General features: G+C 71.3%; 7 protein-coding genes. 4 read left to right on the top strand and 3 right to left on the bottom strand.

Going from position 1 to position 14,553, the window contains the following annotated elements:
- Positions 1 to 219: 219 nt before the first annotated feature.
- A complete protein-coding gene (locus BTH_RS26760) occupies positions 220 to 399 on the top strand; it encodes a hypothetical protein (RefSeq protein WP_009892046.1) in 180 nt (59 codons plus the stop codon).
- Positions 400 to 507: 108 nt separating this feature from the next.
- Here BTH_RS26760 and BTH_RS26755 read toward each other — a convergent pair whose 3' ends face one another.
- The 3 genes from BTH_RS26755 to BTH_RS26750 are packed head-to-tail and all read right to left on the bottom strand — an operon-like array spanning position 508 to position 4,333.
- Positions 508 to 1,872: an amino acid permease gene (locus BTH_RS26755; RefSeq protein WP_009892044.1), complete on the bottom strand. Its 1,365-nt coding sequence runs from the start codon at positions 1,870 to 1,872 to the stop codon at positions 508 to 510.
- A complete protein-coding gene (locus BTH_RS32385; protein WP_009909863.1) occupies positions 1,869 to 2,060 on the bottom strand; it encodes a hypothetical protein in 192 nt (63 codons plus the stop codon). The genes BTH_RS26755 and BTH_RS32385 overlap by 4 nt, the downstream gene beginning before the upstream one ends.
- Positions 2,057 to 4,333, bottom strand: coding sequence for an FUSC family protein (locus BTH_RS26750; protein WP_009892043.1), 2,277 nt, complete (start codon positions 4,331 to 4,333; stop codon positions 2,057 to 2,059). Before BTH_RS26750 ends, BTH_RS32385 begins: the two co-directional genes overlap by 4 nt.
- A 360-nt stretch (positions 4,334 to 4,693) precedes the next feature.
- Between BTH_RS26750 and recC the strand changes: the two genes are divergently transcribed.
- The 3 genes from recC to BTH_RS26735 are packed head-to-tail and all read left to right on the top strand — an operon-like array spanning position 4,694 to position 14,549.
- On the top strand, positions 4,694 to 8,038 hold the full coding sequence (gene recC, locus BTH_RS26745) for an exodeoxyribonuclease V subunit gamma (RefSeq protein ID WP_009892042.1): 3,345 nt from the start codon (positions 4,694 to 4,696) through the stop codon (positions 8,036 to 8,038).
- Entirely contained in the window at positions 8,035 to 11,853 is a 3,819-nt protein-coding gene (gene recB / locus BTH_RS26740) for an exodeoxyribonuclease V subunit beta (RefSeq protein ID WP_009892041.1), read from the top strand. Before recC ends, recB begins: the two co-directional genes overlap by 4 nt.
- On the top strand, positions 11,850 to 14,549 hold the full coding sequence (locus BTH_RS26735) for an AAA family ATPase (RefSeq protein WP_009892039.1): 2,700 nt from the start codon (positions 11,850 to 11,852) through the stop codon (positions 14,547 to 14,549). Before recB ends, BTH_RS26735 begins: the two co-directional genes overlap by 4 nt.
- Positions 14,550 to 14,553: the final 4 nt, after the last annotated feature.

The raw sequence follows: 14,553 nt of genomic DNA, 5'->3' as shown, positions 1-14,553 counted from the left end.
GTGCGAGGAAGGGCGCTCTCGCGAACGCGCTGACGGCGGTTGCGGAGCAAATATTACAAATAGAAAGCTCTGGATTGTAATGCGAAACGGGAACGATTCACAAATGCGAATCGCTCGCAAAAAGACTGACGAATCCCGCTGTGCGCGGCAGGCGGCGATGCGGACGCGGTTGCGCGTAGAATGCCGGCTTGGCGAATTTTTGACGGAGCGCAACAGGCGATGAACGATCCCCGCAGCAAGAAGAATCCGGTATTCGGCGTGGCGATTCTGATCGTCGTGGTCATCGCGCTCGTGATCGGCACGATCCTGTACAACGCGATTTCGCAGAAACGCGAATACGACGAAGCGCATCCGCAGGCGACGTCGGCGGCGAGCGCCGCATCCGCGCAGCACGGCTGATCGCGCGAAAGCGGGTGGCGCGGCCGCGCCGGCGCCCGCCCGCGGCGCGCCGGTCCCGGCCGGCGCTTGCAGCGCTTGGCGGGGCGGAGGGCTCGCCCGTGCGCGGCGTCAGCGCGCGACGGCGGCGAGCCGCGGGCGGACTCGCGTGTAGAACACGAGCGTGAGCAACGCGAGCCACGCGGCGCCGACGAAGAGCGCGATGCGCGTATCGTCGAAGTAGCCGAGCATCGCGATCACGAACGCCATGAATGCGATCGTGATCGCCGGCCCGATCGGCCAGAACGGCACCTTGAACTTCAGCGCGGCGGTCTCGGCCGCCGAGAGCCGGCGGCGCATCGCGACCTGCGACAGCAGGATCATCAGCCAGACCCAGACCGTCGCGAACGTCGCGATCGCGGCGACCATCAGGAACACGTCCTTCGGCATCAGGTAGTTGAGCACGACGCCCACGAGCAGGGCGCCCGCCATCACGAGCACCGTGACCCACGGCACGCCGCGCGCGGACATCGAGGCGAGCGCGCGCGGCGCCTGGCCCTGCAGCGCCATCCCGTACATCATCCGGCCCGCGCCGAAGATGTCGCTGTTGATCGCGGAGATCGCCGCGCTGATCACGACGAGGTTCAGGATCTCGGCCGCGGAGCGCACGCCGAGCGCCGAGAAGATCTGCACGAACGGGCTGCCGTTCGCGCCGACGCCCGTCCACGGAAAGATCGACATCAGCACGACCATCGTCAGCACGTAGAAGAGCAGGATGCGCATCGGCACCGCGTTGATCGCGCGCGGAATCACGCGCTCGGGCTCCTTCGCCTCGCCGGCGCTCATGCCGATCACCTCGATGCCGCCATACGCGAAGATCACGACCGACAGCGACGCGACGAGCCCGCCCACGCCGTTCGGCAGGAAGCCGCCGTGCGACCACAGATTCGCGAGCGCCGGCGCGCCGCCGCTGCCGAGCTTCATGCCGGAGAACAGGATCGCCGCGCCGCCGCCGATCATCGCGACGATCGCGCCGACCTTGACGATCGACAGCCAGAACTCCAGCTCGCCGAACACCTTCACGTGGCACAGATTGAGCCCGCAGATGATCGCGACGATCGCGAGCACCCAGATCCACTGCGGGACGTCCGGAAACCAGAAGCCCATGTAGATGCCGAACGCGGTGATGTCGGCGATCGCGACGATCACCATCTCGAGCGTGTAGGTCCAGCCGGTGACGAAGCCCGCGAACGGGCCCAGGTTTTCGCTCGCGTAGTGGCCGAACGAGCCGGGCACGGGCTCGCGCACCGCCATTTCGCCGAGCGCGCGCATCACCATGTAGACGGCCGCGCCGCCGACGATGTACGCGAGGATGACGGCGGGGCCCGCCAGCCGGATCGCGGACGCCGAGCCGTAGAAGAGGCCCGTGCCGATCGCCGAGCCGAGCGCGAGAAAGCGGATGTGCCGCGCGCTCAGATGGCGCTGCAAGTTCTTCATCGTGTCTCCGAATGATTGGTGTCGTCGGCCGGGCGATGCGGCCCGGCGCTCGCGCTCGAAAAGTTGTATAGACAACTTGGCGCGGGATAGATCATACCAATCGGCGCGCGCGGGCAGTAGTCAGGGAATCCCTGAGGGCGTGCGCGGCGCGAAACGGCGGAAAGGGAAGGTTGACGCGAGCGGCTCACTCGGGCAGCCGGATCACGCTCGCGTCCTTGCGGATCAGCAGCGACGACGCGAGCATCTGCTTGCACTGGTGCGCAAGCACCTTCAGATCGTGCGCGAGATCGGCGCTCGTGTCCGAGCGCTCGGCGTCGACCACCATCGAATCGAGCTCGCGCGTCAGTTGCCGGGTCGCGTCGGCCTGGTTCGGCGGCGGCGGCGCGCCGGCCTCGGCCTGCTCGAGATGCTCGCGCACGGCGGCCATCCCGCGCTCGAGCGCGGGCGGGTTGCCCTGCTCGCACGCGTGGCGCAGCAGCGGCGCGGCCGCGGTGATCTGCGCGCCGAGCACGTGAGTCTGCACGAGCAGATCGTTGAGCTCCGGCACGAACTTCTGGTGCGCCTTCGGTTCGAGCATCATCCGCTGGAACGCCTGGCCGAGGTTCGCGAACGCGATGTGCACGTTCTTGCGCGCGAGCCGGTACGGGTAGTCGCCGTCGAGGCCGGGCACCGCCGCGTCGACGACGGCCGCGACTGCGGGCACGGCCGTCGCGCCGTCGGCCGCCGGCACGGCGGCGGCCGTCTTGCCGCGGCCCGCGCGCCACGTCGCCTCGAAGTACTTGCGCGTCGTCGTGAGCACGTCGGCGACGAGCTTGCCGATCGCGCGATATTCCCAGTACGGGAAGAGGCGGCTTGCGGCGATCGCGATCATGCAGCCGACGACGGTGTCGATCGCGCGCTCGCCGATGATCCGCATGTTGCCGGGCGCGAGCAGGTGGAAGAGCAGCAGCACGTACGACGACGTGAACACGACGCTCGCCGCGTAGTTGAAGAGCAGCAGGCTGTAGCTCATCACCATCGACGCGAACATGATCGCGATCAGCACGTGCGGCTCGTGCACCGTGTAGATCAGCGCGAGACTCGCCGTGCAGCCGATCAGCGTGCCGACGATACGCTGCACGTTGCGCTGCTTCGTCAGCGAATAGCCCGGCTTCAGGATGATGATGCTCGTCATCACGATCCAGTACGCGTTCGTGAGCGGCAGCAGGCGCCCGAGCCAGAAGCCGACCGCCACCGCGATCGTCACGCGCAGCGCGTGCCGGAAGCTCGGCGAGCCCATGTTCAGATTCGAGAAAATCAGCAGCGGCGACATCCGGCGTTTCTGCAGGAAGCGCGTGAGCGCCTTGTCGATCTTCAGTTCGGTCTGCTGCGCGTCGGCGCTGCCCGACAGGTTGCGCCGCATCTTGTCGATGAGGCGCGTCGCGCTCCAGATCCGGCGGAACGTCGCGAGCACGGCCGCGTACGCTTCCGGGTTCGTCGCCGCGAACTGCTTCTTGCGCATCAGCTCGATCTCGTATTCGATCGCGCGCAACTCGGCCTTCACGCTGATCCGCGAATGCGGCAGCCGGTTCTCGAGCACCGCGAAGCCGATTTCCTCCAGATCGGCCGCCGCCTTGCGGATCAGGTCGCGATAGAAAATCATCAGGTCCGAGCCGCCGAACGTGCTGCGCACGAGCGGGTAGTCGGTGTGCGCGCCGACGAACATCTCGTGCAGATCGACGCTGTTGATGAACAGGTTGAACATCATCGTGCGGCCCGGGTCGAGCTTGCCTCGGCGCAGCTTCGGCAGGTTGCGCAGCACGATGTCGCGCGCGGTTTCCTGCGTCTCCACCGCGGTGATCTGCCGGGCGACGAGATTGCGGTAGCACTCGTCGAGATCCGCGTCCAGATCATAGAAATCCGCGCGCGCGAGCAGGTACGACGCGCACGCGAAGAGGCTTTCGGCGAGCGCCTGCTGCTCGATGCGGCGCGCTTGCCAGCGCGACACGATCGTCGCCCAGTACGTGTACCAGAGCCCGCCCGCGAGAATCCACGACGCGTTGACGAGCGCCTGCAGCGGCGTGAACTTTTCTTCGAGCGTCATCACCATCATGAACAGCGTCGCGAAGCTGATCTGCGGCCAGCGGTTGCCGTAGACGACGATGAGCGACAACGCGAACGTGAGCGGCACGATCGTGAGCCACAGCGCGAAGATGTTCGGCGTCGCGAGCCCGGTGGCGAGCGCGGAGAAGAAGCCGATCACGCTGCACGCGAGCATTTCGTTGTGCTTGTACTTGAGCGGGCCGGGCATGTCGACGACGCATGCGCCGAGCGCGCCTGTCGCGATCGTGAAGCCGAGCTCGCGGTCGTGCAGCACGATGAGGCTCAGCACCGCGGGCAGCGATACGCCGAGCGCGATCCGTAGGCCGCCGAAGAAATACTGGCTGTAGAAAAACTTCCTGATTTCGACCGAATAGCGCATCGATGGGCGAGTGAGCTGGCGACGGGGCGTCGGGGATGTTCTGGTTGGCGACGAGTCTATCGTATTTCCGCGTCGCGAAAGCCGTGATTCGGGGCCGGCCGTTCGGTATCCGGACTTTGGCCGCCGCGCGCGGCCGGACCGGCGGGCGATATGGCCTTCGGCCGCCGCCGCGGCGAGTCGCGATCGGCAGGACGCAAGGTACGACGCAGGGCAGGACGCGAGACGGCATGCAGGACAGGGGCGCGAGATCGCAATATGCGCCGGATCGGCCGATCGGCCAGGTTCTCGCGCCCGTCTCCCTTTGCTATCCTTGGCTCCTCGATTGGCCGGGCGTCCACCCGGCGTCCTTCACCTGGTTTCATGCTCCATCTCTTCTACTCGAACCGCCACGAAACGCTGGCCGCCGCGCTGCTCGACGATCTCGCCTTCGCGTCGGACGGCGCGGGCCCCTGGGCCGCGCAGCAGGTGATCGTGCCGAGCGCGGCGCTGCGCCGGCGGCTCGAGCTCGACGTCGCGAAGCGGCACGGCGTGTGCGCGAACGTGCGCTTCAGCTATCTCGCGCAATGGCTGTGGGCGCAGATCGGCGAGGTGCTGACGGTGCCCGCGCACTCGCCGTTCGCGCCCGATCGTCTCGTCTGGCGCTGCTACCGGCTGCTGTCGGACGACGGCGCCGCGCCGTGGCGCGGCTCGCCGCGGCTCGCCGCGTACCTGGCCGCGGCCGATGCGCCGATGCGCCACGAGCTCGCGCAGCGGATCGCGACGGTGTTCGACCACTACCTCACGTATCGCCCGGAATGGCTCGCGCAATGGCAGGACGGCGAATCGATCTTCGCGCTCGAAGGCGCGCCGCGCCACGGCGGCGAGGCCGCACGCGACGACGAGGCGTGGCAGGCCGCGCTCTGGCGCGCGCTGCTCGCGGAGCTGTCCGACAGCGGGATGCCGCCCGCGCACCGGTTCCTGCGCGAGGCCGGCACGTTCGATCCCGGCGTGATCGCGCACGCGCAAGCGAAGTGGCCGGATGCGGTCAGCGTGTTCGCGCTGCCGACGATGCCGCCGCTGCACATCGCGCTGCTGCGCGAACTGTCGCGCTGGATCGACGTGCGCATCTACGCGCTCAATCCGTGCCGCGAGTTCTGGTTCGACATCGTCACGGCCGCGCGCGTCGAGTCGCTCGACGCGGCGGACCAGCTCGACTATCAGCAAGTCGGTCACCCGCTCCTCGCCGAATGGGGCAGGCAGACGCAGGCGCAATTGCACATGCTGCACGAGCTGACCGAGAGCGCGGCGGCGAGCGATGCGTCGCGCTACGCGGAGAATCCCGCGCCGACGTGGCTCGCGCGCGTGCAGAACGCAATTCTCGATCTGCAGCCGGAGGATGCGCTCGGCGCGCCGCTCGCCGAGCGCGGCGTCGAAGTTCACGTGTGCCACAGCCTCGCGCGCCAGCTCGAGGTGCTGCACGACCGCCTCCTCGCGTGGTTCGACGCGGACCCGAGCCTCGCGCCGTCGGACGTGCTCGTCGCGATGCCGGATCTCGCGGCGGCGGGGCCGCTCATCGACGCCGTGTTCGGCACGTCGTCGGGCGCCGACGCCGCGCGCATCCCGTACCGGATCACCGGCCTGCCGCCATCGCACGCGAATCCCGTCGCACGCGTGCTGCTCGACTGGCTCGCGCTGCCCGAGCGCAACGTCGGCGCGCCGGAGTTGGTCGAGTGGCTGCGCGCCGACGCGATCGCCGCGCGCTACGGGATTGACGCGACGGCGCTCGAAACCGTGCAGACGTGGCTCGCCGCGTCGGGCGCGCGGCGCGGGCTCGCGCCCGACGCGGTCGAGCCGCCGAACGCCGCCGTGCCCGCGCCGCGCCACACGTTCGCCGATGCGCTCACGCGGCTGTTCCTCGGCTATGCGATGCCCGACGGCGCGGCGCCCGTCTCGACCTGGCTGCCGATCGCGGGCGCGGAGGGCGGCGAGGCCGAGCTGCTCGGCAGGCTCGCGCGCTTCACCGACGATCTCGACGGTTTCGCGCAACGCATCGCCCGCGACTTGACGCCGCAAGACTGGGGCGACGTGTTCGCCGATGCGCTCGCGCGCTTCTTCGATTCGGGCCCGGCGTTCGCCGACGCGCTGTCCGGCGTGCGCGACGCGCTCGACGCGATGCTCGCCGCGATGGCGGAAGGCGCGGGCCGCGCCGAATTGCCGGCCGCCGTCGTGCGCGCGGGCCTCGCGGCCGCGCTCGACGATCCGGCGCGCGGCGGCGTGCCGTGGGGCGGCGTCACGTTCTCGTCGCTCACGAGCCTGCGCGGGCTGCCGTATCGCATCGTGTGCCTGATCGGGATGGACGACGGCGTGCTGCCGAGCCTCGCGCGCGCGGACGAATTCGACCTGATGGCCGTGTTCGCGAAGCTCGGCGACCGCCAGCGGCGCGACGACGAGCGCAATCTGTTCCTCGACCTGCTGCTCGCCGCGCGCGATCGCCTGCTGATCGCGTACACGGGCCGCAGCATCCGCGACAACGCGCCGTTGCCGCCCGCGGCGCTCGTCGACGAACTGCTCGACCATCTGGCGACGGTGTCCGCCGGGCCCGACGCGTCACCCGACGCGGTCGACGCCGCGCGCCGCGCGTTCGTGATCGAGCATCCGCTGCAACCATTCTCGGCCGATTACTTCGCGCCGGGCGGCGCGCTTTTCACGTACGACGCGTCGCGTGCGGCACTCGCGCGCCTGCTCGCCGAAGGCGGGCGGGCGCAGGCGCTCCCGTTCTTTTCGGAACCGCTGCCCGCCGAGCCGGCGGAGCCCGTCGCTTTCGCGGATTTCGAGCGCTTCTGGCGCCACCCGGCGCGCTCGCTGCTGCGCGCGCGGCTCGGCATCGTGCTGTGGGATGCGCAGGCGGAGCTCGTCGATACCGAGCCGTTCGAGCTCGATTACGCGGGCAGCGACGCGCTCGCCGGGCGCGTGCTCCCGCTTCTGATCGAGACGGCCGATGCGGGCGCGTTCGAGCATGCGCTGCGCGTCGCCGATGCAAGCCCCGAGGTGCCCGGCGGCGCGACGGGCGCGGTGCGGCGCGACCATGAGCTCGACGCGCTCGCGCAGCTCGCGGGCAACGTGCGGCGCGCGCTCGCCGACGGCGCGGCGCGCGTGCCGTTCGCGCTCGACGTCGCGCCCGCGTGGCCTGCGGCGGGCGACGCGCCGTGGTTCGGCGAGCATGACGCCGCGCTTGCGTCGGCCGCGACGCGCGAGCCATTGCGCCTGCACGGCGCGCTCGCGCGGCTGACGGCGGCGGGCCAGGTGATCTACCGCTATGCGCGGCCGGGTGCGCGCGACTATCTATCGGCGTGGCTCGCGCATCTCGTCTATTGCGCGATCGATCCCGCCGGGCCGCGCCGTACGCTGTGGTTCGGCTGCGGCGACACGTTCGAATTCGCGCCCGTCGCCGCGCCGCTCGAGCAGCTCGCGCCGCTCGCCGCGCTGTTTCGCGCGGGACGCCGGATGCCGCTCGCGTTTTTCCCGAGGAGCGCGTGGGCCCTCGTGTCGGAGAGCGAATCGAAGGCGGCGGGCGTGTGGATCAACGATCGCGTCGCGGGCGAGGCCGACGATGCGGCGCTCGCGCTCGCGTGGCGCGGCGCGAATCCTTCGCTCGACGAGCCGTTCGGCGCGCTCGCGCATCTCGTGTTCGATCCGCTCGTCGAGCATCTGCGGAGGGCGTCATGAGCCATGCAGCGCAATCCGGCCTGCCGTCGAGCGAGCTCGACGTCTTCGCGTGCCCGCTCGACGGCGTGAACCAGATCGAGGCGTCCGCCGGCACCGGCAAGACGTGGAACATCTGCGCGCTGTACGTGCGCCTGCTGCTCGAAAAGGATCTCGGCGCGGACGAGATTCTCGTCGTCACCTTTACGAAGGCGGCGACGGCCGAGTTGCACGAGCGGATTCGCGCTCGCCTCGCGCAGCTCGCGCACGCGCTCGACACGGGCGATGACGGCGGCGATCCGTTCGTCGCACGCCTGTTCGAGACGACGCTCGCGCCCGGGCGCGGCCTCGATCCGCAAACGGCCGCGAAGCGCGTGCGCCGCGCGCTGCGCGCGTTCGACCAGGCGGCGATCCACACGATCCACGCGTTCTGTCAGCGGGCGTTGCAGGAAGCGCCGTTCGCGGCGGCGATGCCGTTCGCGTTCGAGATGGAGGCGGACGACGGCGCGCTGCGCTTCGAGCTGGCCGCCGATTTCTGGCGCACGCGCGTCGAGCCGGTCGCGGCGGCCCAGCCGGCGTTCGCCGAGTGGCTCGTCGAATACGGCGCGGGGCCCGCGGCGCTCGACGCGCAGCTCGCGCGGCGGCTGAAGAAGCCGCTTGCGCGATTGCGCTGGGACGGGCTGCACGCGGCTGACGACGGTGCGGAAAGCACCGCGCGCGCGCACTTCGATGCGGCGGCCGCGATCTGGCGTGACGAGCGGGGCGTGCTCGATGCGCTGCTCGCCGACGCGCAACCCTCGTTGAACCAGCGCTCGCACAAGCCGGACGCCGTGAGCGAGGCGCTCGACGCGTGGGCGCGCTACTTCGAGCAGGCGAGCGCGGTGGCTGCGTTGCCACGCGCGGCGCTCAAGCTCACGCAGTCCTCGCTCGAGAAAGCGACGAAAAAGGGCGGCGCGACGCCGCGCCACGCGTTCTTCGACGTCGCGCAGGCGCTCGAGGCGGCCGTCGCTGCGCTCGAGGCCGCGCAGCGCGCGCGCTGGCTGTCGCTCGTCGAGCAATGGCTCGACACCGCGCCCGCCGAGCTTGCGCAGCGCAAGCGCACGCGCCGCGTCGTATCGTTCGACGATCTGCTCGCGAACCTGTATCGCGCGCTCGACGCGCATCCGTGGTTGCGCGAGACGCTGCGCGCGCGCTATCCGGCCGCGCTCATCGACGAATTCCAGGATACGGACCCGCTGCAGTTCGCGATCTTCGACACGATCTTCGCGCCTGCCGGCCCGCTCTTTCTCGTCGGCGATCCGAAGCAGGCGATCTACAGCTTCCGCGCGGCGGACCTGCACACGTATCTCGCCGCGCGCGCGCGGGCGTCCGCGCGCTACACGCTCGCGGTGAACCAGCGCTCGACGCCCGCGATCGTCGATGCGTGCAACCGCGTGTTCGGCGCGAACCCGCGCGCGTTCGTGCTCGACGGGCTCGATTACGAGCCGGTGCGCGCGGGCTCGCGCGTGCGCGCGCCGCTCGTCGACGCGACCGATCCGCTCGCCGGCGCGGGCGACTTCCGCGTCTGGACGCTGCCCGCCGGCGACGACGTGCTGACCAAGCGCGATGCGCAGCGGCACGCCGCGCATGCATGCGCGGCGGAGATCGCGCGGCTGATGCGCGGCGCGCGCGAGCGTGCGGTGACGCTCGGCGGCGAACCGCTCGCGGCGTCCGACATTGCGGTGCTCGTGCAGACGCACCGGCAAGGCAGCCTCGTGAAGCGCGTGCTGGCCGCGTGGGGGATCGGCAGCGTCGAGCTCGCGCAGGCATCGGTGTTCGCGACGATCGATGCCGAGCAACTCGAGCGCGTGCTGGCGGCGATCGACGCGCCGGGCGATCTGCGGCGTCTGCGCTCGGCGCTCGCGTCTGACTGGTTCGGACTCGACGCGGCGGCGCTCTGGCGTCTCGAACAGGGCGACGCGGGGCCGGGCGGTACCGAAGACGCCGCAGGCGATGCGAGCGGGAACGACGGCCATGCGCGCGCCGCGGCGGCGGGCGCGGTTGCGCCGCCGTCCGCGGACACCGACGCGATGGGTTGGGTCGAGCGCTTCTCGCGCTACCGGCTGCTGTGGCGCGAGCGCGGCTTCGCGGTGATGTGGCGCACGCTCGCCAGCGAGCTGCGTATCGCCGAGCGGTTGATGGCGGGGCCGGACGGCGAGCGGCGCGTGACCGACATCAATCATCTGGCCGAACTGACGCAGGCGCGCGCGTCCGCGCAGCCGGGCATCGCGCCGACGCTGCGCTGGCTCGCCGCGCAGCGCTTCGACGGCGGCGGGGACGATGCGCAACTGCGGCTGGAATCCGATCGCAATCTCGTGCAGATCGTCACCGTCCACAAGTCGAAGGGGCTCGAATACGCGATCGTGTTCTGCCCGTTCCTGAACGACGGCGGGCTGCGAGAGCCGCCCGGTTCCGGCCTGCCCGACGCGCGCGAATATCACGATGAGTCGGGCGTCGCGGTGCTGCATTACGGCTGCGACGAAGAAGCGGCCGAGCGCGCGTCGCGCGAGGCGGCGCGCGAGCAGGCGGCCGAGCGCGCGCGGCTCGTCTACGTCGCGCTCACGCGCGCGGTCTACCGGTGCTATCTGGTCGCGGGCACCTACCAGTCGTCGCGCTCGACGAAGGAGGCGCGACGCAGCGTGCTGAACTGGCTCGTCGCGGGCGCGGGCCGCGATTTCGATGCGTGGCTGAAGGAGCCGCCCGAAGACGCGGAGCTCGCCGTGCGCTGGCAGGCGCTCGCCGGCGGCCCGGTGACGCTTGGCGCGCTGCCGGTGCCCGCGCGTCGCGAGCCGCTCGAGGCTGGACACGACGCGAACGCGACGCGAGCCGCGCGGCGCGCGAAGCGCGGGCTGCGCGACGCATGGCGGATCGCGAGCTTCAGCTCGCTCGCGTCGGCGATCGCGCGCGACGAGAGCGGTGTCGCGCGTGCGGCCGACGACGAGATGCGCCCCGATCACGACGCGCTTGCGGCGGCGGTCGGCGCGGACGTGCTCGATGCGTTCGATACGCTCGATGCGGCGGGCGCGATCGTAGAGGCCGCGGCCATCGCGAGCGAGCCCGCCGAAGACGATATCCTCGCGTTTCCGCGCGGCGCGGCGGCGGGCGAATGCCTGCACCGGCTGCTCGAGCTGAGCGATTTTTCCGACGCGTCGACGTGGCCGCCGGCCGCGCAGCGCGCGTTGCACGAGCGCCCTGTCGAAGCGGAGCCCGCGCTTGCCGGGCGGCTGCCCGCGATGATGACGCGGCTCGTCGCCGATCTCGCGGCAACGGAGCTCGTGCCGGGCATGCGCCTGGCGGCACTCGACCCGGCGCGGCGGCTGACGGAAATGGAATTCCTGTTTCCCGCGCCCGCGCTCGATTTCAACGCGTTGCGGCGGTTGCTCGCCGCGCACGGCTATCCGGACGTCGCGCTCGAAGCCGGCACGCTCGCCGGGTTCATCAAAGGATTCATCGACATGATCGTCGAGCACGACGGCCGCTTCTGGATCGTCGACTGGAAGTCGAACCATCTCGGCACGACGCCCGACGCGTACGGCGAGCGCGCGCTCGACGCCGCGATGGCGCACCACGCATATCATCTGCAGGCGCTGCTCTATACGGTCGCGCTGCATCGCTATCTGCGCGTGCGGATGCGCGACTACGACTACGACGCGCATGTCGCGGGCTACCTGTACCTGTTCGTGCGCGGCGTGCGCCCCGATTGGCGAAGCGGCGGCGCGAGCGCCGGCGTGCACGCGCGCCGGCCCGCGCGCGCGCTGATCGAGGCGCTCGACGCGCTGATGCTCGAGGGGGGCGCATGAGCGTGGTCGACGAACGTTTCGCATGGACGGGCGGTCTGGCGGACCGCCTGCCCGAGCCGGCCGATTTCGGGCTCGCGCTTGCCGAAGGTTTCGCGCGCCGGATCGGGATGCTGTCGCGCCGCGTCGGCGCGAGCGCCGCGGCCGCGCGCTGGGCGGCGCGCGCGGCGTTCGCCGCGAGCCGCGCGACGGCGGCGGGGCACGTCTGCGTGTCGCTGCGCGCGCTCGCGCAACGCTACGACGAGCCGTTCGCCGACGTGCGCGACGCGCTCGCCGCGAGCGGCGTGACCGCGTTCGACAGCATCGCGCGCGGCGCCGAGCGTCCGCTCGTCGTCGACCGCGACGGCCGGCTGTATCTCGCGCGCTACTTCGAATACGAGACGCGGCTTGCGAGCGCGCTCGTCGCGCGCGCCCGGTGCGGCGGCGCGCAAGCGGGCGATGCCGGCGAATTGATGCCCGAGGCGCTCGGCGAACGGCTCGTCCGCTATTTCGGGCCGCAGAAGGAGCGGGGCGTCGACTGGCAGCGCGTCGCGGCGCTCGTCGCGCTCACGGGCCGGGTGACGATCGTGAGCGGCGGGCCGGGCACCGGCAAGACGACGACGGTCGTCGGCGTGATCGCGTGTCTGCTCGACGCGCACCCCGACTTGCGGATCGCGCTCGCCGCGCCGACCGGCAAGGCGGCGCAGCGGATGCAGGAGGCGCTGCACGCACGCGCCGGCAGCCTGCCGGCCGAGCTCGCGGCGCGTCTGCCGCGCACGTCCTATACGCTGCACCGGCTGCTGGGCGGCGGTCCGGGCGGGCGCTTCGCGCATCATCGCGACAACCCGTTGCCATACGATCTCGTCGTCGTCGACGAGGCGTCGATGATCGACGTCGCGCTCGCCGCGCACTTGCTCGATGCGCTCGCGCCGAACGCGCGCCTCGTGCTGCTCGGCGACAAGGATCAGCTCGCGGCCGTCGAGGCGGGTGCGGTGTTTGCCGAGCTGAGCGCGCGTCCCGCGTTCAGCTCGGCGACGTGCGCGACGATTGCGCGCGCGCTCGGCGTCGGAGAGGCCGAATTCGTGGCGGCGCTGCCGCAGGGGGGCGTTCTGCATGCGGCCGATGCGGCGAACGCGGGCGCGAGCGCGGACGCACGCGCGACTTCGGTCGACACGGGCGCGGCGGCGCTGGCCGCACGAGCGACGGGTGCCGTCGCCGCGGCGAAGGTCGCGCCGGAAGCCCCGGCTCAGCGCGCGCCGGCGCCGCGCGCGGGCCGGCGCGGCGGCGGGCGCGAATCGAAACGGGGTGTCGACGACGCGCAGGGATGGCTGTTCGCGTTCGAAGACGAAGATGCGTTCAGCGCGGAGGCGTCAGGTGCCGGTGCGTCAGGCGCCGATGAGTCGGGCGCGGAGGCGTTGGGCGTCGGTACGTCGGGTGCCGATGCGCAGGATGTCGGCACGTCGAGCATCGATCGCCGCGACGATCGTGCATCGCTTGATACCCCGCGCCGCCGGCGTGACGCGCTCGCCACGCATGTTCGAGCGGATTCGCCGGGCGCGCGCGACATTGAAAACGCCGCGTACGTGCACGCACAGGCCGATGAAGCCGGCGTCGCCGATTTGCCGTGGGATGCGTCTTTCGCCGAGCCCGCCGCGTGGATCGAGGCTGGCGAACTCGAGTGGCTCGACAACGCGGACTTTTCGATATCCGAAGGCGCTTCGGCGAATGCCGGCTCCGATGAGCGGCGAACCGCGACGGCAACGGATGCAAGCGCCGGCGGCGCGCGCGCACAGGCCGGCCGGGTGCCCGCCGCCCACGCCGGGCCGGATATCGAACCGCAAGCGTCGGCACCGGCGAACCCGGCCGGGGCCCCGTCACCGGACGCCGATGCCGCCGCCGCGCCGTTGACCGACTGCGTCATCTGGCTCGAACGCAATTACCGCTTCGGCCTCGACTCGCCGATCGGCAGGCTGTCGCTCGCGATCCGCCGCGGCGCCGTGCAGGACGCGCTCGATGCGTTGTCGACGGCCGACGACGCGGCCGCGCGCTGGTGCGACGACGGCGGCGCGACGCTGTCGGCCGCGACGGTCGGGCAACTCGCGCGGGGCTTCGCCGGCTACGCGGCCGCGTTGCGCGACGCGCTCGCGACGCCCGATCCCGATCCGCTGCCGCTCTTCGACGTGCTCAACCGCTTTCGCGTGCTCTGCGCGACGCGAACGGGCGCGCGCGGCGCGGACGAGGTCAACGCGCTCGTCGCGGCCGAGGTGCGGCGAGCGGTGCGCGTGCCGCTCGCGCTCGGCGCGCACTGGTTCGCGGGGCGGCCCGTGATGGTGACGCGCAACGATTACGCGCTCGGACTCTTCAATGGCGACATCGGCATTGCGCTGCCCGGCGCGCGTGGCGCGTTGCGCGTCTGGTTCCGCGGCGCGGACGGCCGCGCGCGCGCGGTGTCGCCCGCCGCGCTGCCGCCGCACGATACGGCGTTCGCGCTGACCGTCCACAAATCGCAGGGCTCGGAGTTCGACGACGCGGCGCTGGTCCTGCCCGCGTCGTTCAACCGTGTGCTGTCGCGCGAGCTTGTCTACACCGCGATCACGCGCGCGCGCTCGCGCGTGCGCGTGATCGGCGCGCGCGCGGTGCTCGCGCTCGCGATCGCGACGCGCACGGCGCGCGATTCCGGTCTCGCCGCACGGATCGCCGATGCGCTGCGCACACGATAGGAGG

Origin of the sequence: Burkholderia thailandensis E264, assembly GCF_000012365.1 — a bacterium.
GTDB classification, from domain to species: domain Bacteria; phylum Pseudomonadota; class Gammaproteobacteria; order Burkholderiales; family Burkholderiaceae; genus Burkholderia; species Burkholderia thailandensis.
This window is presented reverse-complemented; position numbering and strand designations above follow the sequence as displayed.